Origin of the sequence: Stenotrophomonas indicatrix (assembly GCF_002750975.1) — a bacterium.
Taxonomy (GTDB): domain Bacteria; phylum Pseudomonadota; class Gammaproteobacteria; order Xanthomonadales; family Xanthomonadaceae; genus Stenotrophomonas; species Stenotrophomonas indicatrix.
Map to the genome: position 1 here is coordinate 712,586 of NZ_PEJS01000001.1, position 22,805 is coordinate 735,390.

Annotated in this window: 27 protein-coding genes; 10 read left to right on the forward strand and 17 right to left on the reverse strand. The window is 66.9% G+C overall.

Features of this window, described 5'->3' with window-relative positions:
• Positions 1–56: 56 nt before the first annotated feature.
• The 6 genes from CR918_RS03350 to CR918_RS03375 all read right to left on the reverse strand — a co-directional run bounded on the left by CR918_RS03350 (position 57) and on the right by CR918_RS03375 (position 5,074).
• Entirely contained in the window at positions 57–1,583 is a 1,527-nt protein-coding gene (locus CR918_RS03350; RefSeq protein ID WP_425480175.1) for an RNA polymerase factor sigma-54, read from the reverse strand.
• A complete protein-coding gene (gene lptB, locus CR918_RS03355; RefSeq protein ID WP_025874019.1) occupies positions 1,537–2,256 on the reverse strand; it encodes an LPS export ABC transporter ATP-binding protein in 720 nt (239 codons plus the stop codon). Before lptB ends, CR918_RS03350 begins: the two co-directional genes overlap by 47 nt.
• Positions 2,256–2,780, reverse strand: coding sequence for a lipopolysaccharide transport periplasmic protein LptA (gene lptA, locus CR918_RS03360; RefSeq protein ID WP_025874018.1), 525 nt, complete (start codon positions 2,778–2,780; stop codon positions 2,256–2,258). Before lptA ends, lptB begins: the two co-directional genes overlap by 1 nt.
• A gap of 105 nt (positions 2,781–2,885) precedes the next feature.
• The gene (lptC, locus tag CR918_RS03365) at positions 2,886–3,461 is read right to left on the reverse strand and encodes an LPS export ABC transporter periplasmic protein LptC (RefSeq protein WP_025874017.1); all 576 of its coding nucleotides are present in this window, start codon (positions 3,459–3,461) and stop codon (positions 2,886–2,888) included.
• Positions 3,458–4,006: a KdsC family phosphatase gene (locus CR918_RS03370; RefSeq protein WP_033830524.1), complete on the reverse strand. Its 549-nt coding sequence runs from the start codon at positions 4,004–4,006 to the stop codon at positions 3,458–3,460. Before CR918_RS03370 ends, lptC begins: the two co-directional genes overlap by 4 nt.
• 66 nt (positions 4,007–4,072) lie before the next feature.
• On the reverse strand, positions 4,073–5,074 hold the full coding sequence (locus tag CR918_RS03375) for a KpsF/GutQ family sugar-phosphate isomerase (protein ID WP_025874015.1): 1,002 nt from the start codon (positions 5,072–5,074) through the stop codon (positions 4,073–4,075).
• Positions 5,075–5,128: 54 nt separating this feature from the next.
• Here CR918_RS03375 and CR918_RS03380 point away from each other — a divergent pair, with 54 nt between their 5' ends.
• From CR918_RS03380 to CR918_RS03390, 3 genes are read left to right on the forward strand one after another with little or no spacing between them, the layout of a single operon-like run.
• Complete coding sequence (locus CR918_RS03380; protein WP_025874014.1) at positions 5,129–5,359, forward strand: BolA family protein; 231 nt, start codon at positions 5,129–5,131, stop codon at positions 5,357–5,359.
• Between the two features lie 21 nt (positions 5,360–5,380).
• Positions 5,381–6,655 carry a UDP-N-acetylglucosamine 1-carboxyvinyltransferase gene (murA, locus tag CR918_RS03385; protein ID WP_025874013.1) on the forward strand — a complete coding sequence of 425 codons (1,275 nt, stop codon included), beginning with the start codon at positions 5,381–5,383 and terminating at the stop codon, positions 6,653–6,655.
• Complete coding sequence (locus CR918_RS03390; protein WP_025874012.1) at positions 6,652–6,966, forward strand: hypothetical protein; 315 nt, start codon at positions 6,652–6,654, stop codon at positions 6,964–6,966. The genes murA and CR918_RS03390 overlap by 4 nt, the downstream gene beginning before the upstream one ends.
• A 116-nt stretch (positions 6,967–7,082) precedes the next feature.
• Here the strand turns inward: CR918_RS03390 and CR918_RS03395 are convergent, their stop codons facing one another.
• From CR918_RS03395 to purM, 7 genes are all read right to left on the reverse strand, one after another.
• A complete protein-coding gene (locus CR918_RS03395; protein WP_032977526.1) occupies positions 7,083–7,766 on the reverse strand; it encodes a DUF3108 domain-containing protein in 684 nt (227 codons plus the stop codon).
• Positions 7,767–7,768: 2 nt separating this feature from the next.
• A complete protein-coding gene (locus tag CR918_RS03400; RefSeq protein ID WP_025874010.1) occupies positions 7,769–8,566 on the reverse strand; it encodes a DUF3108 domain-containing protein in 798 nt (265 codons plus the stop codon).
• 68 nt (positions 8,567–8,634) lie between these two features.
• Positions 8,635–9,291: a phosphoribosylglycinamide formyltransferase gene (gene purN, locus CR918_RS03405; protein ID WP_099842045.1), complete on the reverse strand. Its 657-nt coding sequence runs from the start codon at positions 9,289–9,291 to the stop codon at positions 8,635–8,637.
• Positions 9,288–9,899 (reverse strand): DUF2238 domain-containing protein, encoded by a 612-nt coding sequence (locus CR918_RS03410; RefSeq protein WP_170919604.1) that lies wholly within the window; start codon positions 9,897–9,899, stop codon positions 9,288–9,290. The genes purN and CR918_RS03410 overlap by 4 nt, the downstream gene beginning before the upstream one ends.
• A gap of 94 nt (positions 9,900–9,993) precedes the next feature.
• A complete protein-coding gene (locus CR918_RS03415) occupies positions 9,994–10,416 on the reverse strand; it encodes a hypothetical protein (RefSeq protein ID WP_099842046.1) in 423 nt (140 codons plus the stop codon).
• The gene (locus tag CR918_RS03420; protein WP_099842047.1) at positions 10,413–10,910 is read right to left on the reverse strand and encodes a hypothetical protein; all 498 of its coding nucleotides are present in this window, start codon (positions 10,908–10,910) and stop codon (positions 10,413–10,415) included. Before CR918_RS03420 ends, CR918_RS03415 begins: the two co-directional genes overlap by 4 nt.
• 22 nt (positions 10,911–10,932) lie before the next feature.
• Complete coding sequence (gene purM / locus CR918_RS03425) at positions 10,933–11,991, reverse strand: phosphoribosylformylglycinamidine cyclo-ligase (protein ID WP_032951578.1); 1,059 nt, start codon at positions 11,989–11,991, stop codon at positions 10,933–10,935.
• Between the two features lie 112 nt (positions 11,992–12,103).
• Here purM and CR918_RS03430 point away from each other — a divergent pair, with 112 nt between their 5' ends.
• The 3 genes from CR918_RS03430 to hda are packed head-to-tail and all read left to right on the forward strand — an operon-like array spanning position 12,104 to position 15,107.
• The gene (locus tag CR918_RS03430) at positions 12,104–13,231 is read left to right on the forward strand and encodes a DUF2066 domain-containing protein (protein WP_223482051.1); all 1,128 of its coding nucleotides are present in this window, start codon (positions 12,104–12,106) and stop codon (positions 13,229–13,231) included.
• Positions 13,228–14,400 (forward strand): AI-2E family transporter, encoded by a 1,173-nt coding sequence (locus tag CR918_RS03435; protein ID WP_032977517.1) that lies wholly within the window; start codon positions 13,228–13,230, stop codon positions 14,398–14,400. The genes CR918_RS03430 and CR918_RS03435 overlap by 4 nt, the downstream gene beginning before the upstream one ends.
• A complete protein-coding gene (gene hda / locus CR918_RS03440) occupies positions 14,400–15,107 on the forward strand; it encodes a DnaA regulatory inactivator Hda (RefSeq protein ID WP_032977533.1) in 708 nt (235 codons plus the stop codon). Before CR918_RS03435 ends, hda begins: the two co-directional genes overlap by 1 nt.
• A 734-nt stretch (positions 15,108–15,841) precedes the next feature.
• Here hda and murU read toward each other — a convergent pair.
• The 4 genes from murU to CR918_RS03460 all read right to left on the reverse strand — a co-directional run bounded on the left by murU (position 15,842) and on the right by CR918_RS03460 (position 19,486).
• Positions 15,842–16,552, reverse strand: coding sequence for an N-acetylmuramate alpha-1-phosphate uridylyltransferase MurU (gene murU / locus CR918_RS03445; RefSeq protein WP_099842048.1), 711 nt, complete (start codon positions 16,550–16,552; stop codon positions 15,842–15,844).
• 11 nt (positions 16,553–16,563) lie between these two features.
• A complete protein-coding gene (locus CR918_RS03450) occupies positions 16,564–17,589 on the reverse strand; it encodes an aminoglycoside phosphotransferase family protein (protein ID WP_099842049.1) in 1,026 nt (341 codons plus the stop codon).
• Between the two features lie 64 nt (positions 17,590–17,653).
• Positions 17,654–17,923: a GlsB/YeaQ/YmgE family stress response membrane protein gene (locus CR918_RS03455; RefSeq protein ID WP_025874000.1), complete on the reverse strand. Its 270-nt coding sequence runs from the start codon at positions 17,921–17,923 to the stop codon at positions 17,654–17,656.
• Positions 17,924–17,992: 69 nt separating this feature from the next.
• Positions 17,993–19,486, reverse strand: coding sequence for a M20 family metallopeptidase (locus CR918_RS03460; protein WP_080149492.1), 1,494 nt, complete (start codon positions 19,484–19,486; stop codon positions 17,993–17,995).
• Positions 19,487–19,684: 198 nt separating this feature from the next.
• Here CR918_RS03460 and CR918_RS03465 point away from each other — a divergent pair, with 198 nt between their 5' ends.
• The 4 genes from CR918_RS03465 (at position 19,685) to CR918_RS03480 (ending at position 22,802) form a co-directional block, all read left to right on the forward strand.
• Entirely contained in the window at positions 19,685–20,011 is a 327-nt protein-coding gene (locus tag CR918_RS03465; RefSeq protein ID WP_223484817.1) for a ComEA family DNA-binding protein, read from the forward strand.
• 337 nt (positions 20,012–20,348) lie between these two features.
• Entirely contained in the window at positions 20,349–21,416 is a 1,068-nt protein-coding gene (locus tag CR918_RS03470) for a L,D-transpeptidase (RefSeq protein WP_099842050.1), read from the forward strand.
• Between the two features lie 17 nt (positions 21,417–21,433).
• A complete protein-coding gene (locus tag CR918_RS03475) occupies positions 21,434–22,159 on the forward strand; it encodes a murein L,D-transpeptidase catalytic domain family protein (RefSeq protein WP_025873996.1) in 726 nt (241 codons plus the stop codon).
• Between the two features lie 34 nt (positions 22,160–22,193).
• Positions 22,194–22,802 carry a HutD/Ves family protein gene (locus CR918_RS03480; RefSeq protein ID WP_099842051.1) on the forward strand — a complete coding sequence of 203 codons (609 nt, stop codon included), beginning with the start codon at positions 22,194–22,196 and terminating at the stop codon, positions 22,800–22,802.
• Positions 22,803–22,805: the final 3 nt, after the last annotated feature.

The window sequence follows — 22,805 nt, forward strand, 5'->3', positions numbered from 1 at the left end:
GGTTTCTCCTTTGATCGGAAGTGCCAATGAACCTCTCCGCCGGGCGCGGCGGCGCGTCAAACGATTCTGACTCTTTCGTGCGAGGCGGAGATGTTCATGGCCTCACGATACTTCGCCACGGTGCGCCGCGCTACTGGGATTCCCGACGATTTGAGCAGGTCAGCCAGCTTGGCGTCAGAAAGCGGCTTGCGTGGGTTCTCGTCATCGATCAGGCGCCGGATCATGGCCTGGATGGCAGTGCTGGACGCTTCGCCACCGCCGTCGGTGTCGATGCCCGAGGCGAAGAAGGCGCGCAGCGGCAGGGTGCCGCGTGGCGTACGCACATGTTTGCGGGCGATCGCGCGCGACACGGTGGATTCGTGCAGGCCCAGTTCGCCGGCGATCTCGCGCAGGGTCAACGGGCGCAGTGCCTGTTCGCCGAATTCAAGGAAGCCCGCCTGCTGCTGGATCAGGCTTCGCACTACCCGCAACAGCGTCTCGCCTCGCGCCTGCAGGCCCTTCAGCAGCCAGCGCGCCTCCTGCAGCTGGCCGCGCAGATAACCGGCATCGGCGTCACCGCAGCGGCGGATCATCTGCTCGTAACCGCGGTGGATCACCAGCTTGGGGCCGGCATGGGCGGCCAGCGCGGCGCGCCAGATGCCGTTCTGCCGCCATACGACGACGTCGGGCACCACGTAGGTGTCCTGGGCGAGCGGGGCGATCTGGGTGCCGGGGCGCGGGTCCAGCGAGCGCAGCAGGGCCACGGCGGTCTCGACCTCGGCCAGCGGCTGCTTCAACTGCTGGGCCAGGCCGGTCACGCCCGAGCGCGGCAGTTGTTCCAGTGGGCCGGCGGCAACCTGCCGGGCCAGGGCCAGGCACGGGGTATCAGCAGGAAGCACGTCCAGCTGCAGTTGCAGGCATTCGCCAAGGCTGCGTGCGGCCACGCCTACGGGGTCGAAGCGCTGGATCTGGTGCAGCACGGTCAGGATTTCGTCTTCACCGGCGTGGATCGCCGGCAACAGCGCTTCGGCGATGGCCGAGAGCGGCTCGCGCAGATAGCCGTCGTCTTCCAATGAATCGATCAGCGCGGCGCCGATGCTGCGGTCGCGCTTGGACAGGTGGGTCAGGTGCAGCTGCCACAGCAGATGGTCGGCCAGGGTTTCGGTTTCGGCAACGCGTTCGGCGGCACTGCCGTTGTCGTCGTCGTCATCGAAACTACCGCCGCTGCCGCTACTGCTCCAGTCCAGCTCGGCAGGCGCCCAGTCCTCGCCGCTGCTTTCAGCGTTGTCGGGCGGGGCGTCATTGTCGTCGCCCGCGTCCTCGCTGCTGCCGTCCTTGTCGACACCGGCGCCTTCGTCGCTGCTGTCCGACCAGTCCAGCAGCGGATTGCTCTCCACCGCCTGGGCGATTTCCAGCTCCAGCTCGGTCGTGGACATCTGCAGCAGCTTGATCGCCTGCTGCAGCTGGGGCGTAAGCACCAGCTGCTGTCCCAACGATGTCTGCAGCCGAGTCTTCATGCCTGTGCCGAACGGAAGGGAGAGGGCCCGGCGGCCGCGGTTACAGCTTGAAGGAATCCCCAAGGTAGACGCGGCGCACGTCGGCATTGTCCAGGATCGCCTCGGGCGAGCCCTGGGCCAGTACGGTGCCCTCTGCGAGGATATACGCGCGGTCGCAGATTCCCAAGGTCTCGCGCACGTTGTGGTCGGTGATCAGCACACCGATGCCGCGTTGCTTGAGATGGGTGACGATGCGCTGGATTTCACCGACGGAGATCGGGTCGACACCGGCGAAGGGTTCGTCGAGCAGGATCAGGCGCGGTTTGGCGGCCAGTGCACGGGCGATCTCGCAGCGACGGCGCTCGCCACCGGACAGGCTGGCGCCGAGCTGTTCGGAAACATGCCCAAGCTGCAGTTCGTCGAGCAGGCTGTTCAGTTCGCGCTCGCGGCCCGCCGAATCCAGGTCCTCGCGCAGTTCCAGCACCAGGCGCAGGTTGTCGGCCACGGTCAGCTTGCGGAACACCGACGGTTCCTGCGGCAGGTAGCCCACGCCCTGCTTGGCGCGGGTGTACATCGGGTCGCCGGTGATGTCCTTGCCGTCCAGCACGATGCTGCCGGCATCGGCACCGACCAGGCCGACGATCATGTAGAAGCAGGTGGTCTTGCCGGCACCGTTGGGACCGAGCAGGCCGACCACTTCACCGGCGTCCAGGGTCAGCCCGAAGTCCTTGACGACTTCGCGCTGCTTGTAGCGTTTGCGCAGGCCAGTTGCGACGAGCATTACTTCTTGCCTCCAGCCGGAGCCGGAGCGGCAGCAGGCGTCTTGTTCTTCGGCGGAATCACGGTGCGCACGCGGCTGCCATCACCGCCGGAGTTCATTTCACCGCTGCGGGTGTTGTAGACCATGCGCTGGCCCGCATTGGTACCGCGCGCGCTGGTGACCTTGTAGTTGCCGGTCAGGGTGATGATCTCGGTGGTGATGTCGTAGTCGATCCGGTCGGCCACCGCATCCATCCAGGTGCCATCGTCGAGCTGCTGCTTCATCTTGGCCTGCTTGCCGGTGAACACCGCACGCACGGCTTCGCCGCCCTTGAGGTAGATCTCCGCTTCGGACGAGCGCAGGTCCAGGGTGCCCTGGGTGATGATCACGCCACCGGACAGCACGGTCTTGCCATCACCGGTGAGGGTGCCGGACTGCGCACCGGAATCAATGTTCATCGCTTCGTTGCGGTCCGTCGACTTGGCAAAGGCGACAGCGGGGACAAGAAGACTGAGTGCGAGCACTGCTGCAAAGGGAATCTTCATCGGGGTCCGTTCTACCGGTGGTGGCCCTCCGGCGGGACCGGGGGCGGCGGGTGGGGGCTGCCGGCTTCGCGCCTGTCGGGAAGACGTCGCGGGCGGGCGGCGGAATCAGCGCTTGGGCGTGTAACGACCCTTGGACTGGCTGAGGAAATGATACGTGTTGTTCTTCGAATCCACCTCGAACCCGACGCCGGACTGCTCCATGCCGGGCCGGGTCATGGTCACCAGGGCATCGGTGCGGGCGCGGTTGTCCTTCGGGAATACATCCAGGTGGTCGGTGCGGAAGGTGGTCGGGACCACGCCCGGGCCGGCCGGGCTGTCGCCGGCGACGTTGCCCCGCAGCTTCATCTCGTCGCCCTTGGCACTGAGCCAGCCGGTCTGGGCGCGCAGCGTCCAGTGCTTGCCGTCCTTGTCGGGCATTTCGAACAGCGGCGTGGTGATGTTGAGCGTCTGGTCGCCACGCTGGCGTTCCAGCAGGGGCGCGCGCAGGGTGGTCGATTCCTTGCCATGTTCGTCCAGGGCGACGATCTGGAAATCGTGCAGGATGTAGTCCACACCGGCGTCCTGGCCTTCGACGGCAGGTGCCTTTTCGCGGTTGCGCAGCGCCGCCCAGCTGCTCAGCAGGGCGGCCAGCAGCAGGCCGACGCCGAGGATCATCCGCCAGTTCAGGGTGGGGGCATTCATGCGCCGAACCTCGCCAGCACGGCGTCCACGCGGCCCTGCGCGGCCAGCAGCACGTCGCACAGCTCGCGCGCGGCACCACGGCCACCGTCAGCACGGGTAATCCAGTGCACGCGCTCGGCGATCCACGGATGGGCATTGGCCGGAGCCACCGCCAGGCCGACCGCGCCCAGCGGCGCCAGGTCGGGCAGGTCGTCACCCATGAAGGCCACCTGCTCCAGGCCGATGCCGTGCTGGGCGCACAGCGCCTGCACGCTGGCCAGCTTGTCGCCGACGGCGATCTGGGTGTCGATGCCCAGGTCGGCGCCGCGCTTGAGCGCGGACTGGCTGTTGCGCGCGGTGATCAGCACGGGGTGGATGCCGTGCTGCTGCAGCAGTTTCAGGCCCAGGCCATCCTGCACGAAGTACGCCTTGCTCTCGTTGCCATCCTTGTCGTAGTACAGCCGACCGTCGGTGAGGGTGCCGTCCACGTCGAAGCAGGCCAGGCGGATACCGGCCGCAACGGCATGCAGGTGGGTGGGGAAGGCGGGCAGGGGGGACCAGGGCATCAGGGCATCGGACTCGGTGGTTGCGGGCTCGTTGGTACAGACTGAATGGGGTCTACGGACTGTCGGTTAAACCACCCGCGCCCGCAACAGGTCATGAATGTTCAGGGCGCCGACCGCGCGGCCCTGGCTGTCGACCACGATCAGGCCGGTGATCTTGTGGGTTTCCATCAGCCGCGCAGCCTCCACCGCCAGCTTGTCGGCGCTGATGGTGCGCGGTTGCCGGGTCATCACATCGGCGATCCTGGCGGTGCGCACGTCCAGGTCGGTGTCCAGGGCGCGGCGCAGGTCGCCGTCGGTGAACAGCCCGATCAGCACGCCCTGGTCGTCGACCACGGCGGTCATGCCCAGGCGCTTGCGGCTCATCTCCATCAGCGCTTCGCTGAGGCTGGCGCCGACATCGACCTTGGGCAGGTCCTCACCGGTGTGCATGACGTCGGTGATGTGCAGCAGCAGGCGGCGGCCGAGGCTGCCGGCCGGGTGCGAACGGGCGAAATCGTCGGCGGTGAAGCCGCGTGCATCCAGCAGGGCCACCGCCAGCGCGTCACCCATCGCCAGCGAGGCGGTGGTGCTGGAGGTGGGCGCCAGCGCCAGCGGGCAGGCTTCGGCCGGCACGCTCACATCCAGGTGGAAATCGGCGGCGCTGGCCAGGCTCGACTGCGGGCGGCCGGTCATGGCGATCAGCACATTGCCCTGGCGCTTGAGCACCGGCAGCAGCATCAGCAGCTCATCCGATTCACCCGAATAGGACAGGGCCAGCACCACGTCGTCCTCGGTGATCATGCCCAGGTCACCATGGCCGGCCTCGCCCGGGTGCACGTAGAACGCCGGGGTGCCGGTGGAGGCCAGGGTGGCGGCGATCTTGCGCGCCACATGGCCGGACTTGCCCATGCCGGTGGCGACCACCCGGCCACGGCTGCCCAGGATCGCCCGGCAGGCCTGCTGGAAGGCATCGCCGAGGCGGTCGGCCACGGCGTCCAGCGCCTGTCGTTCGATCTCGAACACGCGCCGGCCACTGGCGACCAGGGCGGCAGGGTCGGCGGAACGGGGGGGCAACAGGGATTCGGCCATGCGGACGCCACGCAGCGGAAGTAGAATGGACGCACATTTTATTAGGAAAGCCCGTTGGACGCCGACACCATCCGCAATCTGATCGAAACCGGCCTGCCCGGCGCCCGCGCCGACGTGCAGGGTGACGATGGCGTGCATTTCGAAGCGACCGTGGTCAGCGAGGCCTTTGCCGGCAAGCTGCCGCTGGCCCGCCACCGGATGGTGTATGCCACTCTGGGTGACCTGATGGGCGGCGCGATCCACGCGCTCGCACTGAAAACCGTGACCCCGGCCGAAGCCGGCTGAACCGCAGAAGATCCCCAATACATGGCCAAGATCGTTGTGACCGGCGGCGCTGCGCTGCACGGTGAAGTAAGCATCTCCGGCGCCAAGAACGCCGTCCTCCCCATCCTGTGCGCGACCCTGCTGGCCGATGCGCCGGTGGAGATCACCAACGTGCCGCATCTGCACGATGTGGTCACCACGGTGAAGCTGCTGGGCGAACTGGGCGCGAACGTGACCATCGACCAGGGCACGCTGTCGCGTGGCAGCGCGATCGTGGTCGACCCGCGTCCGGTCAACCAGCATGTGGCTCCTTATGAGCTGGTCAGGACCATGCGCGCCTCGATCCTGGTGCTGGGCCCGCTGCTGGCCCGCTTCGGCGCCGCCGAAGTATCGCTGCCCGGCGGCTGCGCGATCGGTTCGCGCCCGGTCGACCAGCACATCAAGGGCCTGCAGGCACTCGGTGCCGACATCGTGGTCGAGAACGGCTTCATCAAGGCCACCGCCAAGCGCCTGAAGGGTGGCCACTTCACCTTCGACATGGTCAGCGTGACCGGTACCGAGAACGTGCTGATGGCCGCAGTGCTGGCCGAAGGCACCACCATCCTCGACAACGCGGCGATGGAGCCGGAAGTCACCGACCTGGCGCATTGCCTGATCGCTCTCGGCGCGAAGATCGAAGGCCTGGGCACCGCCCGCCTGGTCATCGAAGGCGTCGAACGCCTGTCCGGTGGCCGCCATGAAGTGCTGCCCGACCGCATCGAAACCGGCACCTTCCTGGTGGCTGCAGCGATGACCGGTGGCAAGGTCACCGTCAACCGCGCGCGCCCGAACACCATGGACGCGGTGCTGGCCAAGCTGGTGGAAGCCGGCGCGACCATCGAGACCACCGAAGACAGCATCACCCTGGACATGCACGGCAAGCGGCCGAAGGCAGTCAACCTGACCACCGCGCCGTATCCGGCGTTCCCGACCGACATGCAGGCGCAGTTCATGGCGCTCAACTGCGTGGCCGACGGCGTGGGCGTGATCAATGAAACGATCTTCGAGAACCGTTTCATGCACGTCAACGAGCTGCTGCGCCTTGGCGCGGATGTGCAGGTGGAAGGCCACACGGCCATCGTGCGTGGTCACGAGCGCCTGAGCGGTGCACCGGTGATGGCAACCGACCTGCGCGCGTCCGCATCGCTGATCCTGGCCGGCTTGATGGCCGATGGCGATACCACCATCGATCGCATCTACCACCTTGATCGCGGCTACGAAAACATCGAAGAAAAGCTGTCTTCGCTCGGCGCCACCATCCGGCGCGTGGCCGCATGATCCTGCGCGGCAGGTTCAGCCGTCGCCGCAAGGCGCTGCTGGTGCTGGTGCTGATCGTGCTGGCGTGGCTGGGCTATGCCTGGTACGCCAACATCGCCATCACCAAAGGCATCGAGCAGAAGGACATGGACTGGAATGGCGACGGCACGGTAACCCGTGACGAGATCATCCAGTCGTTCTACGCGGTTGCGGTGAACGACAGCCAGGACGGCAACCGCCATTGCCGCACGTTCGTGCGCCGATCCACGGGCGAGCAGATCCGGGTCGACTGCCGCACCGAGTTCAAGCCGGCGGAAGAAACGAAGAAATGAAAAAAACGCCCGCGAAAGCGGGCGTTTTTGTGTGCGGGGCGTGAATCCACGCATGGCGTGGATCGACGTTGGGCGGTAGCGCCGGGCCATGCCCGGCGAGCGCGCAGCGCGTTCGGTCAGTTCATTGCCTTGATGGTCAGGTCCAGCGCATCGCGGCCGCTCTCACGCTGCAGCATGCGCGCCGGCACCGGGAACTCCGGCACGATCCAGGCGATCAGCTCCTTGTTGCCGTCGGTGCGCGAGACCTTGGTGGCCTCGTAGCTCTTGCCGCCGACGGTGACCGATTCCTTGCCCACCACGCGGTAGGTCATGTTCTTGATACGGCCTTCGTCGACCATGCGATAGGTCAGCGGCTTGCCTGCGGCCAGGTCGCGGGCGATGGCCAGGTTGATCAGCAGCGCGTCCATGTCGCCGGCCTTCAGGGCGATCGGTCCGGCGCGGTCCGGCTTGATGTCGCCGGTCCAGGTGGCCTGGTTGCTGGTCCAGTTGTAGTTGGCCTGCACATTGCGCTTCTTCACCAGCAGCGCAGAGCGGTCCTGGCTGCTGAGCGGGCGCAACTGCCCGCGCACTTCCTCGAACACCGTGGTCTGGCTCAGGTCCGCCAGCTGGTTCTTGACCTGCAGGCTGTAACGCCACTTGTTGGTGCCTTCGCTGGCCAGGGTCATGCTGCCATTGGCCTGCATGCCCATGTAGCTGGCGAGGTAGTCGGCCTTGAACGGCTGCAGGGCCATGGCCGGCAGGCTGGCCACCGACAGTGCGGCAGCGGCGATCCAGGTCAGGGGGCGGGTCAGGGTGTTCATGCTCAGACTCCTTGGTATTCAATCAGGCGCAGATCGACGCGATCTTCGCCGTCTTCACGTTGCAGGATGCGCACCGGGGTGGGGACACCGTTGGCGATCCAGAGAATGGTTTCATTGTTGCCGCCGTTGGTGCGATACACCCGCAGCGCGTTGTAGGACAGGTCGCCGACCTCGACGTTCTCGGTCTGCGGCGCAGCCTGGTAATCGTGCTGGCGCACCTTGCCCATGTCGACGTAGCGATAGTGCATGGCCGCGCCGGGACGGGCGTCGCGCATGATCGCCAGGTTGATCAGCAACGCGCTCTGGTCGCCGGCCTGCAGTGGAATCGGCTGGGCGCGCTTCTTTTCCACGTCGCCGCTCCACTGCGCGGTACCGGCCTGCCAGTTGTAGGTGCCGACCGCCTTCTTGCCGAGGAACAGGCCCTTGCGCACCGTGCTCTGGCTGAGCGGCGCATACACACCGCTGCGCTCCTCGAACACCGTGCTCTGCTCGATGTTCAGGCCGAGCACGCTGGCAAAGCCGCGGCGGCCGACCACCTGCATGTCCACCCGCCACTGGCTGCCGCCGGTGTGGGTGACCTGCATGGTCGCATCGCCTGCTTCCTTGCCCTTGAAGAACGCCTGGTAGGTCGCGCTGAACGGCTGCAGCGGCGGCGGCTCCCAGGCCAGTGCAGGCAACACCGGCGGCGCCACCTCCGCAGGTGCCGGCGCAGCGGGCGCTGTTGCCTGGCCCCAGCCCGCACAGGCGAGGACGGCAAGCGGCAGCAGCAGAGTTGTACGCAGCAGGGACGTGGTCTTCATGGCCGACAGGAACCGCAGGAGGGGAGCAGGATGCCAGCCCCGCAGTCAGCGGGGCGTGTGCACGGGCGTTACCGGTTCAGGTTTCCGGCGGAATCTAGAGCCAAGGGGCTAAACAGGGGGTGACCGTCGAACATCGGCAGGCCTTCCCGTTCAGCCAGGCGCCCTGCACAGAGCAGTTCCAGGGTGGCGATCAGCAACGGATGCTCCACCGCAAGCACGCGTTCGGCCAGGGTCTGTGCATCGTCGCCGGCAAGCACCGGAACCCGGGCCTGCGCCAGCACCGCGCCGGCATCCAGTTCCGGCACCACCAGGTGCACGCTGGCGCCGTGCTCGCTATCGCCGGCCTCAAGCGCCCGTGCATGGGTGTGCAGGCCCTTGTGCAACGGCAGCAGCGAGGGGTGGATGTTGACCAGGCGGCCAGTGAACCGCTGTACGAAATCGGCGCCCAGAATGCGCATGTAGCCGGCGCAGACGATCCAGTCCGGCGTGGATGCTGCCAGCGCATCACCCAGCGCCTGCTCGTAGGCGGCGCGGTTGCTGAATTCCTTCGGCGCATGCCCCCAGCGCCGATCCGTTGCCACCCGCTCCAGGGCGGTCGCATCGGGACGATCGGAGAACACGCCGACAATCTCGGCCTGCAGTCGCCCTGCCGCGATGGCGTCGACAATGGCCTGCAGGTTGCTGCCGCGCCCGGATGCCAGCACGGCGATTCGGCGGATGCTCATCGCACCACGCTCCGGCGTACCAGCGGCCACAGCAACAGGCTGCCCAGGGTCGCCAGCAGCATGTCCGCATGTGCGTCCCACATGTCGCCCTGCTGGCCGTTATAGGCCTCGGCCGCTTCCGGCGACAGGGCAAGGGCGATGCCCCATTCCAGCCACTCATACACCAGGCTGGAACACATCACCGCCATCACCGCCAGGGTGAATGCCTGGCCGATGCGCAGCGCAGGCCAGGAATGTCGCGCCAGCTGCAGCAATGCGGGGGTGAAGCAGACGCCATAGAGGAAGTGGATCAGGCGATCGAAGTGGTTGCGCTGCCAGCCAAAGGCTGCGTCCGGCGACCACCCGAGCAGCGACTGCAGCCATGCGTCATACGGCACGTTGGAGTACAGCCAGCGCGCGGCCACGCAGTGGATGGCGATGAAGCCGCAGATGGCGATGAACGCGCCGTTGCCCAGCTGCCAGCGCCGGTCCACCCACCACAGGGCCAGCAGCCCGATCACCGTCAGCGAACTGTGCAGGGTCTGCTCGAGCGGCCACAGCGGATGGATCCAGGTGGCGGCGAAGATGCCCAGCACCGCGACCAGTGCGGCCTTCTTCGGTGCCGACAGGGAGTGGGTGGCGCGGTTGCGGGCGAGCGTGGAGGCAGCGGGCGTGGACATGTCGGGGCGATCAGCAGAAGAGACGGAACATGCGCTTGCCAGCTCAGACGCTGACGTGGTCGCCGCGGTCGAACAGGGCGGCGATCTCCGGCTTGCGCAGGAAATACACCGCGTAGGCGGTCAGGGCCATGCCCAGTGGGCCGGCCATCACCGCTGCCCAGGCCGCGCCGCGACACCAGGCCAGATGGCTGCGCTGGCCAAGCAGCCGCGCGGTGCGCAGCTGCAGGAAACCCAAGCCGATGGCCAGCAGCGACACCGCGCCGTACACCGTCGCCAGCACCGCGCCGTCGTCCATTCCGCGTTCGAAGGCGACGATGCCGACAAAGCCGAGGAAGACCAGCGCTGCCAGCCAATGGAAGCCGGCCAGCGTGTAGAACAGGATCTTCAGGTTGTGCAGGTGGCTTGCGGTCTGCAGGTCCGCCAGGGTCTGCCGTGGCAGCGGCGGTGGGTTCATGCCATCGCTCATGCCACACCCGCCTGGCCAGCGAAGGTGGCCTTCACCTGCGGGCGCAGCAGCACGACCAGGGTGAACACGCCGAGGATGGTGCCGATGGGGGTGAACAGGCACGCCAGCCCCGCCACGATCATGCACAGCAGGTAGCGGCGCTGCTGTGACAGGCAGCGGCCGGCATAGGCCACGAAGCCTGCCAGGGTCAGCCCGCCGAGCACGATGCAGACGCCCATCACGGTGAACAGCCAGCCGACGAACTGCTGCTCTTCCGGCGATGACGGTTCACCGCCGGATTTCATCGGCAGCGAGCCGGACAGCATGGCGATGCCCAGCACGATGTGCAGGACGAAGACCAGCGAGAACACCGCCATCAGGCCAGCGACCACATAGTGGCCGATCGCCAGCTGGCGCAGCTGGGTGGCGTCCTGCGGGCCGAACACCGGCACGGCCGGGTTCGGCGGCAGCACGGGCGGAGTCGGCGGCGTCGACAAGGGAGGAGGTGCGTCCATGCGGGTTCCTTTGTCCAGTGGATCAGGCGATGTGGACGCGTTCGCCGCCCTGGGCGGTGACCACCTGGCCGATCGTCCAGTGCTCCAGGCCTTCCGCCTTCACCGCAGCGGATACGGCCTCGAGCTGGTCCGCAGCGACGATCAGCACGAAGCCGATGCCGCAGTTGAAGGTGCGCCACATCTCGCTGTCTGCCACCGCGCCTTCCTTCTGCAGCCACTGGAACACCGGCGGCAGGGTCCACGACGAGGCCTGGATGTCCAGGCCGAGGCCTTCGGGCACCACGCGGATGATGTTCTCGGTCAGGCCGCCACCGGTGATGTGGGCCATGCCGTGGATGGCATCGCCGTGCGACTTCAGCAGCGACAGGATCGGCTTGACGTACAGGCGGGTGGGGGCCATCAGCGCATCGACCAGCTTGACCCCGCCTTCCAGTTCCAGCTCCGCCGGGCGGCCGGCGCGGTCATAGATGCGACGTACCAGCGAATAGCCGTTGGAGTGCGGGCCGGACGAGGCGATGCCGATCAGCACGTCGCCGGCGGCGACATTGGCGCCGTCCTTCAGTTCGCTCTTTTCGACGGCCGCGACGGTGAAGCCGGCCAGGTCGTACTCGCCCGGCGCGTACATGTCGGGCATCTCGGCGGTTTCGCCGCCGATCAGGGCGCAGCCGGCCTCGGTACAGCCATTGGCGATGCCGCCCACGACCGCGGCGGCGGTGTCGATGTCCAGCTTGCCGGTGGCGAAGTAGTCCAGGAAGAACAAGGGCTCGGCGCCCTGCACCAGCACGTCGTTCACGCACATGGCGACCAGGTCGATGCCGATCGTATCGTGGCGGTTCAGCTGGTGGGCCAGCTTCAGCTTGGTGCCGACGCCGTCGGTGCCCGACACCAGCACCGGCTCGCGGTACTTGTTGGACAGGTCGAACAGGGCGCCAAAGCCACCCAGGCCGCCCATCACCTCCGGACGGAAGCTGCGCTTGACCAGGGGCTTGATCCGCTCGACCAGTTCGTTGCCGGCGTCGATGTCGACACCCGCGTCACGGTAGGTGAGGGGAGAAGGGGCGGAAGACGGGCTGTTGGTCACGGGCGTCGGCGCTGGCAGGGGTTGAATCGCCGATTTTAACAGGCCGCATTGGCGCAAAGGCCGTATTCGGGCAACAATTCCCCCCGGATACGTCGAGCCAATGGATGTCCTGATGCGCCGCAGCCTGTTTTTGACCCTGCTCCTTGCGCTGTGCCTGCCGGTGGCCACGATGGCCCAGAGCGGCATGCGAACCGAGGGGGATGTTGCCACTGCCAGTGGTGCGTACGAGGCCGAAGTGCCCGTCAACAGCCAAGCCGAGGCTGACCGCAACGGTGCACTTGCCCGCGCGTTGAGCGTTGTACTGGGCAAATTGTCCGGCGATCGCAGCGTCATGTCGCGCCCCGGCGTGGCGCAGGCGTTGCGCAATGCCAAGGACTATGTGGCCAGCTACGACTACAAGCAGGACCAGAGCGTGGGCGCCAGCGGTGCGCCGAGCTTCCGTACCCTGCTGGTCGCGCGCTTCCGCGAGGACGACGTGGACGGGCTGGTGTCGGCCCTGGGGCTTCCGCTGTGGCCTCAGCCCCGGCCGAAGCCGGTGCTGTGGCTGGCCGTCGACGACGGCAGTGGTCCGCGTCTGGTCAGCGTGCAGCAGGCCAATGCTGCGCGGCCGCTGCTGAGCCGGGCCATCGAGCGCGGCTACAAGCTTGGCCTGCCCAGTGGTGGTGCCGCCGAGCAGGCCCTGGCCGGTGCCATCTGGCGCCAGGACAGCGCCGCAGTCGCGCGGGCCTCGTCGCGCTATTCGCCGCCGATGCAGCTGATCGGCAAGCTTTACCGCGCCAATGGCGGTTGGCAGGCGGACTGGGTGTTCGTCGACAACGGCCGTGAACTGAACAAGTGGACCAGCAAGGACGCCAACGCCATGCGCGCGATGGCCGCCGGTGCCGATGGCGCTGCCGACGCGCTGGTCAAGCGTTATGCCAAGGCCGGTGCGGCCACCGGCCAGGCGGGCACCTACCGCGTGGTGGTGACCGGCATCAACAGCGCTGACGAATACCTGCGCCTGGCCGCCGGCCTGCGTGAAGTGGCCGTGGTGCGCAACGTCACCCCGCTGCGCGCGACCGCCGACCATCTGGAACTGAATCTGGAAATGACCACCGGCCTGGCCGGCTTCAACCGCATGCTCGGCGACAACGGCGTGCTGGTGCCGTCGGCGACACTGCCGGCCCTGCCGACGCCGATCGACGATACGACCGGTGCACCGGCACCGGCGCCGGTCAGCAATGAGTACCGCCTGCGATGATCCTGTCCCCGGAAGCGGAAATCGCGCAGTTCCTGCGGCGGCTGAAGTTCATCCTGCTGGCCGGCCTGATCGGCTGGGTCGTGTGGCTGCTGGCGCCGATCCTGACGCCGTTCGTGCTGGCGCTGGCGCTGGCCTGGCTGGGCGATCCGCTGGTGGACCGCATCGAAGCCACCGGCCGTTCGCGCATGACCGGCGTGGTGCTGGTGTTCGTGGCGATGGTGCTGGTGATCGTCGCGCTGCTGCTGGTGCTGGTGCCGATGATCGAGCGCCAGATCAGCACACTGATCGCCGCGGCTCCGCAGGCGCAGGCCTGGCTGATGGAGAAGGGCATTCCCTGGTTCGAGCAGAAGACCGGGCTGGAAGTGATGCAGTGGATGGATCCCGACCGTGTGATCGAATGGGTGCGCAGCCATTGGCAGCAGGCCGGCGGATTCGCCACGACCTTCATGGGCTACGTATCGCGTTCGGGCTTCACGGTGGTGACCTGGGTGGTCAACCTGTTGTTGCTGCCGATCCTGGCGTTCTACTTCCTGCGTGACTGGGACAAGCTGGTCGAACGCGTGGCATCGGTGATCCCGCGCAACCAGATCGGCACGATCACCACGCTGGCACGTGAATCCAACGAGGTGCTCGGCGCCTTCATCCGCGGGCAGTTCCTGGTGATGCTGGCGCTGGGCGTGATCTACGCCGGTGGCCTGTCGCTGGTGGGGCTCAAGCTGGGCCTGCTGATCGGCCTGATCGCCGGCCTGATCAGCTTCATTCCCTACCTGGGCGCGACCACCGGCATCCTGATGGCGATCGTGGCTGCGCTGGTACAGGCGCAGGGGTTCGACCTGAAACTGCTGATCCTGGTGGGCGTGGTGTTCACCGTTGGCCAGCTGCTGGAGAGCTACGTGCTGACCCCGCGCATCGTCGGCGACAAGATCGGCCTGCACCCGGTGGCGGTGATCTTCGCGGTGATGGCCGGTGGCCAGCTGTTCGGCTTCCTGGGCATGCTGCTGGCGCTGCCGGTGGCGGCGGTCAGCAATGTGCTGTTGCGCTATGCGCACCAGCGTTACCGCCAGAGTGAGCTGTACGCCGGCGAGAAGCCCGCGATCGTGCTTGATGGTGTGATCGACCAGCCCCATATCATCGTGCCTGGCAATGACAAGGGTCCGGAACTGAAGTGATTGGTGTGCCGCAACTTCCGCTGGCCCTGCATTACCCGCGGGACCAGCGGCTGGAAAGCTTCATCGGCGCGCCGGACGGCGCGCTGGCGCAGCTGCATGCCATCGCGGTAGGGGCCAGCCACGACTGGGTGTACCTGGAAGGCGCGGCCGGCACCGGCAAGACCCACCAGGCGCTGGCGATGTGTTCCAGCGCCGAGCAGGCCGGGCGCCTGCCGACCTACGTACCGCTGGCCAGCGTGGTCGGCCGGGTTCGGGTGGCGCTGGAAGGGCTTGAGCAGCGCGAGCTGGTGGCGCTGGATGGCCTGGATGCGGTGGCAGGCAATCGTGAGGATGAAATCGCGTTGTTCGATTTCCACAACCGCGCGCGCGCTGCCGACGTGACGGTGCTGTACACCGCACAGAAGTCGCCGGGCGAACTGGGCCTGGTGCTGCCGGACCTGCGTTCGCGCCTGGGCCAATGCGTGCGCGTGCTGTTGCAGCCGCTGGACGAGGAAGGCCGCGCGGCGGTGCTGCGCGAGCGCGCGCTGCGCAGGGGGCTGGCGATCGACGAGGCCGCCATCGAGTGGCTGCTGTCGCACACCGGGCGCGAGCTGGGTGGGCTGATCACGCTGCTGGACTGGCTGGATCGCGAGTCGCTGGCGGCGAAGCGGCGGATCACCGTGCCGTTCCTGCGCCAGGTGCTGGAAGAAGGCCGTCCTCGTTACTGAGGGTGGGGTTTGTTTGCAGGGCTGCCGCCCTGCACCCGCAGAAGCAACGTCAACGTCAGAAGCTGGCTATCCGTGGGATGGCGGGGCGGCTCAGGTTGCGGGGGACGGCGCAAGTACGTCCCTGTAGCCTCGGTCGCGCCATCCATGGCGCTCACGCCCCCGCAACCTGAGCCACCCCGCCTTCGACAGGTTCCCGCGATCTGTCGGGTCGTCGTTCTGCACTGCTGTTGGTGGATGTCGACCTTGGTCGACACGTGTCTTGCTTGTGGTGGGTGACGACCGTTGGTCGTCACAAGAGCGAAGCGACCCGCTTCTGCTTTTCCTTCTTTTCCGTGGCTGGACGCACACGCAGACTGTCAGAGGTCGGGCGGGTGGGCCATGCAGGGGCGTTGGCGCCATGATGGCGACAAGTAGATCCACGCCATGCGTGGATGAGACTTTCCCAGGAAGGACTGCCTTGGATCCGATGTGCACCGCTTTGGTGGGGAACTACTTCTGGCGGGTGACGACCGTTGGTCGTCACCAGAGCGAAGCGACCCGCTTCTGCTTTTCCTTCTTTTTCGTGGCTGGACGCGCACGGAATTTGTCAGAGGTCGGGCGGGTGGGCCATGCAGGGGCGTTGGCGCCATGGATGGCGCCATCGAGCTTACAGGGACGTACTTGCAGCGTCCCCTGCATGGCCCACCCGCCCGGCCAAGCACGGCTTTTGATTCAAGCGACCAACCACGACGGGCTCAGCCGTTCGCGGCCAACTCCGCATCCAGCGCATGCAGGCGATCAACGGTCCCGACATCGGTCCAGCGCCCGCGATGATGCTGCCCCGTCATCAACCCCTGTGCCATGAAATGTTTCTGCAACGGCACCACCGAAAACTTCGGTGGCACACGCTCGCTGCCCGGTGCCTCACCGATCACCGCACGCCAATCGGCCATGATCGACGGACGATAGACGCCGATGCCCGCATAGGTCAGGCACGGGCCTTCGCGGTCATGGTGCAGCACACCGTGCGCGTCCAGCCGGTAGTCGCCATTGGGGTGCTGCGCCGGGTTGTCGACCAGTACCAGATGCGCTTGGCCGGCCGGTTCACGCGGCAGCGTGGCGAAATCGAAATCGGTCCAGATATCGCCGTTCACTACCAGGAACGGATCGTCCCCCAGCGCCGGCAATGCATTGAGGATGCCGCCACCGGTTTCCAGCGGGGTATCGCCTTCGTGCATGAAATGCAGGCGCAGGCCCCATTGGCTGCCATCGCCCAATGCGGCCGGGAACTGCTCGGCGAGCCACGCGGTGTTGATCACCACGTCGTGGATGCCGAGCGCAGCCAACCGCTGCAGATGCCACACGATCAGAGGCTTGCCAGCCACCGCCAGCAGCGGCTTGGGCGTGTGCAGGGTGAGGGGACGCATGCGCTCGCCCAGGCCGGCGGCGAAAATCAGTGCCTTCATCGATGCGGCCTTCAGCGCAGCACGCGCATCGGCGCGGACAGCTCGGCCAGTGCCGGTTTGATGCGCGTTTCCAGCAACTGCTGCAGGGGCGCCAGTTCGCGGTAGCGCGGCAGCACTTCATCGAGGTAGGTGATGAAGCGCGGCGCATCGTCCAGGTAGTGGCCCTTGTTGTCGCGATAGCGCAGGCGGCAGAACAGGCCGAGGATCTTCACGTGGCGCTGGATGCCCATCCAGTCGGCATCGCGCAGGAAGGTGGCACGGTCGGGTACCGGCAGGCCGGCATCGCGTGCGCGCTGGTGATACTGCGCCAGCCATTCGTCCACGCGCTGCAGCGGCCAGCTCAGGAAGGCATCCTTGAACAGACTTACTGCGTCGTACGCGATCGGGCCACGCACCAGGTCCTGGAAATCCAGCACCGCCGGGCCACCATCCACCGGCATCAGGTTGCGCGGCATGTAGTCGCGGTGGGTCATCAGCTGGGCCTGGCCCAGCGCGTTGTCCATCAGCCGACGGTGCACCAGCTGCAGGCCTTCGATCTCGCCACAGTCCAGTTCAAGGCCAAGATGACGTTGCAGGAACCACTCGTCGAACAGGCCGGCATCACGCTGCAGCAGCGCTTCGCCGAACTGGCCGAAATCGGCCGGCACCGGAATGGCCTGCAGGCGCAGCAGCTGATCGATGGATCGGCTGAACCACGCGTCGGCATTGCGTTCGTCGAGGATCTTCGCCAGCGTCGGGCCGCCCAGGTCTTCCAGCAGCAGGAAGCCGGCGTCGAGGTCCTGGGCAAGCAGGGCGGGCACGCGCAGGCCGTGATCGTGCAGCAGGCCGCGCATGCGCAGCCACGGCGTGGGGTCTTCCAGGCCCGGCGGGGCGTCCATCACGATGTGGCTGCCGCGCTGGCTGGTGGTGCGCCAGTAGCTGCGCATGCCGGCGTCGACCGAGGCGCGTTCGACCACGGTGTTGCCGTCGTCAAGCTGGGTACGGGCCCATTGCAGGCGCTGTGCGCTGCGCTGGGGATCAGAGGCGGGTTCGGTCATGCAGGCATATCCGGGCGCGCCGGGCGCGCCAACGTCGGGGCAGAATGGAAAAGGAGATGGCGGCTCAGCGGCGGCCGCTGAACAGGCGCAGGATCGCCAGCACGACGACCGCACCCAGCACCGCGCCGAGGAAGCCGGCCGGTTCACCGGGCGCGTACCAGCCCATGTACTGGCCGAACCAGCCGGCCAGCAGCGCGCCGATGATGCCCAGCACGATGGTCAGCAGGCAGCCCATGCGGTTGTTGCCGGGCATGAAGAAGCGTCCCAGCAGGCCGACGAAGAAGCCGACCAGGATGATGTAGAGCCAGCTGGTGCTGCCAAACAGACCGTTCATGCGATCAGTGCTCTGGAAGGTTGGACGCAGCCTAGCAAGGCCGGGCTGCGTCCGTCACTGCGTGCTGGATCAGCAGCAGCCGTGGTCGCCGTGGCGGGTGCCGCTGTCGGCGGCCACCGGCGAACCGCTGGTCTCGCCACGCAGGCTGGCCGCGTAGTGCTCGCTGATCACCTTGGACACGCACGAGGTGACCTTCTTGCCCATCGGGATGTGCAGGAACTCGTTCGGGCCGTGGGCATTGGAGTGCGGGCCGAGCACGCCGGTGATCATGAACTGGGCGCCCGGGAACTTCTCGCCCAGCATGCCCATGAACGGGATCGAGCCGCCTTCGCCCATGTACATCGCCGGCTTGCCGAAGAAGGTCTGGCTGGCATCGTCGATGGCCTTGGTCAGCCACGGTGCCATCGCCGGCGCGTTCCAGCCGGTGGAGGCCTTTTCCAGGTCCAGGGTGACCTGCGCGCCGTTCGGCGGATCGCGAAGCAGCGCTTCCTTCAGCAGTTCGCCGCAGGTCTTGCCATCGGCAGTGGGCGGCAGGCGCAGCGACAGCTTCACTGCGGTATGCGGGCGCAGCACGTTGCCGGCCGATTCCAGCGGCGGCATGCCGCCGATGCCGGTCACCGAGAGGGCAGGGCGCCAGGTGCGGTTGAGCACCAGCTCGGTCAGGTCGTCGTTCATCGGCTTGAGGCCATCGACCAGCGGGAATTTCTCGAAGATCGCGGTGTCGACCACGTCGGCGGCACGCTTGGCCTGTTCCAGGCGCTCGGCCGGGATCTCCACGTTCATGCCGTCGATCAGGATGCGGCCGGTGTCCTGGTCCTCGATGCGCGACAGCAGCTGGCGCAGCAGGCGGAAGCTGGACGGCACCACGCCGGAGGCATCACCGGAGTGCACGCCTTCGTTGAGCACCTTCACCGAGAAGTTGCCGCCGGTCAGGCCGCGCAGCGAGGTGGTGCACCACAGCTGGTCGTAGTTGGCACAGCCCGAATCCAGGCAGACCACCAGCGACGGCTTGCCGATGCGGTCAGCCAGATGGTCCACGTAGGCCGGCAGGTCGTAGCTGCCCGACTCTTCACAGGCTTCGATCAGCACCACGCAGCGGGCATGCGGCAAGCCCTGGGCCTGCAGTGCCAGTACGGCGGCCAGCGAGCCGAAGATGGCGTAGCCGTCATCGGCACCGCCACGGCCATACAGCTTGTCGCCGCGCAGGACCGGGGTCCACGGGCCCAGGTCGTCGTCCCAGCCGGTCATCTCCGGCTGCTTGTCCAGGTGCCCGTAGAGCAGGATGGTGTCGTCGCCGGTTTCGGCGCCGGTAGCCGGAATTTCCAGCAGAATCAGCGGGGTACGGCCTTCCAGGCGCACCACTTCGACCTTCAGGCCGGGCAGGTCCTGGGCCTTGGCCCAGGTTTCCATCAGGGTGACCGCCTGCTCCATGTAGCCGTTCTGCACCCAGTTGGCGTCGAACATCGGCGACTTGTTGGGAATGCGGATGTAGTCGACCAACTGCGGGACGATTTCGCTGTCCCACTTGTCATTGACGAATTGGCCGAGCTTGGCGCTGTCCATCTGAAACTCCGGTTGCATGGCTGATCCGCCCATTCTACGCCTCGGCCAAGGGTAGGGTTTTCCCTACATCACGTCGGGTATTTGGCTGGCTTTTAGAAATCCGTGAACCCTATACGCTGTGTGCATGTGGTGACGGACACTGTTTCGACCGACGGGATTGCCAGTCGGGACGGTCAGAACCACAAGGAGATACACGTCGTGCCTTGGTTTGTCGTGTTAAGGGTGCTGGTGCTGGGAGTGTGGATCGCGGGAGCGCAAGCTGCCGAGCCGATCGACATCAACCGGGCCGATGCCCAGGCGCTGCAGCAGGGATTGACGATGGTCGGCGCCACCAAGGCTGCGGCGATCGTCGAGCACCGGCGCAGACACGGCCCGTTTCACCGCGTCGAGGACCTGACGCAGGTGAAGGGGATAGGGACATCGATCGTCGAACGGAATCGACGACGGATCACCGTTGGCAACACGATGTTGCCTGCGGATCCGGTACCCGGATCGGTACCGGTGCGAACCGTACCCAGGCGCTGACAACAGGAATCGTCGGAATCTGCAGGATGCAGGTTCAATGGCTGCGGACAGGATGGCTGCAGCCGCCGACCGTCGCAGGGATGCGGCACCAATCACCAGGATGGTGGCATCACAGACCTGTGGAAGGGGCTGAGATACAAACAGGACAGACGCGGCCGCGTGCAGGATGCAACGCCGCCCCCGCTTCGCAGGATGCGAGGGGGTGGCAGCAGGCCGACAGGGACGTGACGATTGCCCGGTACGACACATGGCTGTGTCGCCGGGCAATTTCTTTTGGCGCGGCTGCGACGTGCCCATGGTGTACGGTGGGGTCTTCGCATGGAATGGAACCCGCTGGATGCACCTGCACCGTTTGACCTTGATGCTCGCCGTGGCCTTGGCACTGCCGTGCGCCGCACAGGCGGCCGCCCCCTCCAAGCCTGTCGTGGCCACGACTTCCGAAGTACGCGGGCCGACCGACCTCAAGCCGGGCGAGTACCTGTGGCATCCGGAAGTCTCGCCGGCCGGTCCGATCGTGCTGGTGGTGAGCCTGGATGAGCAACGGGCTTACGTGTACCGCAATGGCATTGCCATCGGCCTGACCACGATCAGCTCGGGCAAGACCGGCCATGAGACGCCGACCGGTGTGTTCACCATCCTGCAGAAGGACAAGGACCACCGCTCCAACCTCTACAACAGCGCACCCATGCCGTACATGCAGCGGCTGACCTGGGACGGCATCGCCCTTCACGGCGGCAGCCTGCCCGGGCACCCGGCCTCGCATGGCTGCGTGCGCCTGCCGCAGGCCTTCGCCCAGAAGCTGTTCAGCGAAACCAAGCGCGGCGATACGGTGGTCGTGGCCGATGCCAAGAGCGCGCCGATGACGCTGGCCTATCCGGCGGTGCTGGCGCCGGTGAATGCACGCGGCCAAGCCCTGCCGGAAAGCGAGGGCGGTGCTCCCGACAAGGCCTGGTGGGATGATGCGGCCGCACCCAGTGGCCAGGTCGGCATCCTGGTCAGCCTGCACGACCAGCGCCTGTACGTGCTGCGCGATGGCGTGATGATCGGTGAGTCGCCGCTGAAGGCCGACGCGCTGCCAGCGTTCCAGAGCACCACCCTGTTCGTGATGGGCCAGGGCTACAGCGATACGCCCAGCCCGCTTGATGCACAGCAGCGCCTGCACCAGTGGACGGCCTATCCGCTGCTCGGCCAGGACCGCGCCCAGGCCACGCCGGACCTGCTGGCCACGCCGTCGTTGCCGATGGCCCTGCCGGCCGATTTCGCCCGCCAGCTGTACCAGGTGCTGGTGCCGGGCACGACCCTGCTGGTGACGTCGCTGCCGGCGGTGCGCCCAAGCGCGGCTGAATCGGGAATGCAGCCGGTCTTGGAATCAGAGCCGCCAGCGTCCACCCTCAAGGGATCCTGAGACCTCCCTACGTGCCCATGTCTGCTTCCCGCCTGTGCCGGCTGGCCGCCCTTGGCCTGCTGGCAACCACTGCCAGTGCCCCGGCCGGGGCACAGACGCCCATTGCCGCCATCAGCGCCGATGACCTCGCCGCGCAGCTGGCACGCACCGCGCCCAAGGCGGACCGTCGGGTTCTGCAGTTGGCTGCCCACGCCATGCGCTGCGCACTGCAGCGGCCGGAGCTGGGAGTCAGCAGTGAACGCCTGAGCGTGATCGATTACTCGCGGCCGTCCACCGAGCCGCGGATGTGGGTCTTCGATCTCGCCCGCCAGCGGCTGTTGTTCGAGGAGTGGGTGGCGCACGGCCGCAACAGCGGCGAGAACCGCACCGAACATTTCTCCAACCGCGATGGCAGCTTCATGTCCAGCATCGGTGCGTTCACCGCGCAGGAAACCTACATGGGCGGCAACGGCTATTCGCTGCGCCTGGCAGGGTTGGAGCCGGGGTTCAACGATCGTGCGCGCGAGCGCGCCATCGTCATCCACGGTGCGCCGTATGTGAATCCGTCCACTGCGCAGTTGCAGGGGCGGTTGGGGCGCAGTCTGGGCTGCCCGGCGGTGCGGTTGTCGGTGGCCAAGCCGCTGATCGACGCGTTGCGAGGCGGCACGATGGTGTTTGCGTACTACCCCGATAAGGACTGGCTCAAGCACTCACAGCTGCTGGGCGGCGATTGCGGTACGGCTGCGGGTCTTGCAACGCGTTGATGCGTTGCGGCGCGCGGCATGATGCAATGCGCGCATGAACATCGACTCCCTGCTGCAGACCCCGAGCCAGGTGATTTCCAGCCTGGACTACCGCCGCGAACGCTGGCGCAACGGCCTCGGCTGGACCCGCGAGATCCTGCGGTTGCCAGCGCAGGGCGATGATTGGGCGTTGCGCCTGTCGGTGGCCGAGATCGAGCAGGACGCCGCGTTTTCCGCATTCCCGGGCGTCGAGCGCGAACTGGTGCTGCTGCAGGGCAATGGCGTGCGCCTGCGTTTCGAGGACGGCCGCGTAGCCGAGGTGCTGCCACCGCATGGGCGCGTGCGTTTTGCCGGCGAATCAGCGCTGCACGGCGAGCTGGTGGACGGCACCACCCACGATTTCAACCTGATGTGGAAGCGCGGACTGCTGCAGGCCGAGCTGCTGCATCGTCCACTGGTCGGGCCGATGTTCTTCTTCTGCGAGCCGGGCGTGGCCTGGGCCCTGCACCTGTTGGGCGGGCAGGCCACGTTCGGCGCGGACAGCGGATTGCCTGCGATGCAGGCCGGCGATACCGCGTGGTTGGCCGCCGGTGAGCGTCAGCGGCATGCATTGCAGGGCGGCGGCGAGTTGTTGGCGATACGGGTGAGCGCGGCGGGCGGCTGAGCC

Bases quoted from the DNA above. Each gene is read 5' to 3' on its own strand.
- CR918_RS03350 (WP_425480175.1), bottom strand. From the start codon at position 1,583: ATGCCGACGTGCGCCGCGTCTACCTTGGGGATTCCTTCAAGCTGTAAC.
- lptB (WP_025874019.1), bottom strand. From the start codon at position 2,256: ATGCTCGTCGCAACTGGCCTGCGCAAACGCTACAAGCAGCGCGAAGTC.
- lptA (WP_025874018.1), bottom strand. From the start codon at position 2,780: ATGAAGATTCCCTTTGCAGCAGTGCTCGCACTCAGTCTTCTTGTCCCC.
- lptC (WP_025874017.1), bottom strand. From the start codon at position 3,461: ATGAATGCCCCCACCCTGAACTGGCGGATGATCCTCGGCGTCGGCCTG.
- CR918_RS03370 (WP_033830524.1), bottom strand. From the start codon at position 4,006: ATGCCCTGGTCCCCCCTGCCCGCCTTCCCCACCCACCTGCATGCCGTT.
- CR918_RS03375 (WP_025874015.1), bottom strand. From the start codon at position 5,074: ATGGCCGAATCCCTGTTGCCCCCCCGTTCCGCCGACCCTGCCGCCCTG.
- murA (WP_025874013.1), top strand. From the start codon at position 5,381: ATGGCCAAGATCGTTGTGACCGGCGGCGCTGCGCTGCACGGTGAAGTA.
- CR918_RS03390 (WP_025874012.1), top strand. From the start codon at position 6,652: ATGATCCTGCGCGGCAGGTTCAGCCGTCGCCGCAAGGCGCTGCTGGTG.
- CR918_RS03395 (WP_032977526.1), bottom strand. From the start codon at position 7,766: ATGAACACCCTGACCCGCCCCCTGACCTGGATCGCCGCTGCCGCACTG.
- CR918_RS03400 (WP_025874010.1), bottom strand. From the start codon at position 8,566: ATGAAGACCACGTCCCTGCTGCGTACAACTCTGCTGCTGCCGCTTGCC.
- purN (WP_099842045.1), bottom strand. From the start codon at position 9,291: ATGAGCATCCGCCGAATCGCCGTGCTGGCATCCGGGCGCGGCAGCAAC.
- CR918_RS03415 (WP_099842046.1), bottom strand. From the start codon at position 10,416: ATGAGCGATGGCATGAACCCACCGCCGCTGCCACGGCAGACCCTGGCG.
- CR918_RS03420 (WP_099842047.1), bottom strand. From the start codon at position 10,910: ATGGACGCACCTCCTCCCTTGTCGACGCCGCCGACTCCGCCCGTGCTG.
- CR918_RS03430 (WP_223482051.1), top strand. From the start codon at position 12,104: ATGCGCCGCAGCCTGTTTTTGACCCTGCTCCTTGCGCTGTGCCTGCCG.
- CR918_RS03435 (WP_032977517.1), top strand. From the start codon at position 13,228: ATGATCCTGTCCCCGGAAGCGGAAATCGCGCAGTTCCTGCGGCGGCTG.
- murU (WP_099842048.1), bottom strand. From the start codon at position 16,552: ATGAAGGCACTGATTTTCGCCGCCGGCCTGGGCGAGCGCATGCGTCCC.
- CR918_RS03450 (WP_099842049.1), bottom strand. From the start codon at position 17,589: ATGACCGAACCCGCCTCTGATCCCCAGCGCAGCGCACAGCGCCTGCAA.
- CR918_RS03455 (WP_025874000.1), bottom strand. From the start codon at position 17,923: ATGAACGGTCTGTTTGGCAGCACCAGCTGGCTCTACATCATCCTGGTC.
- CR918_RS03460 (WP_080149492.1), bottom strand. From the start codon at position 19,486: ATGGACAGCGCCAAGCTCGGCCAATTCGTCAATGACAAGTGGGACAGC.
- CR918_RS03470 (WP_099842050.1), top strand. From the start codon at position 20,349: ATGCACCTGCACCGTTTGACCTTGATGCTCGCCGTGGCCTTGGCACTG.
- CR918_RS03475 (WP_025873996.1), top strand. From the start codon at position 21,434: ATGTCTGCTTCCCGCCTGTGCCGGCTGGCCGCCCTTGGCCTGCTGGCA.
- CR918_RS03480 (WP_099842051.1), top strand. From the start codon at position 22,194: ATGAACATCGACTCCCTGCTGCAGACCCCGAGCCAGGTGATTTCCAGC.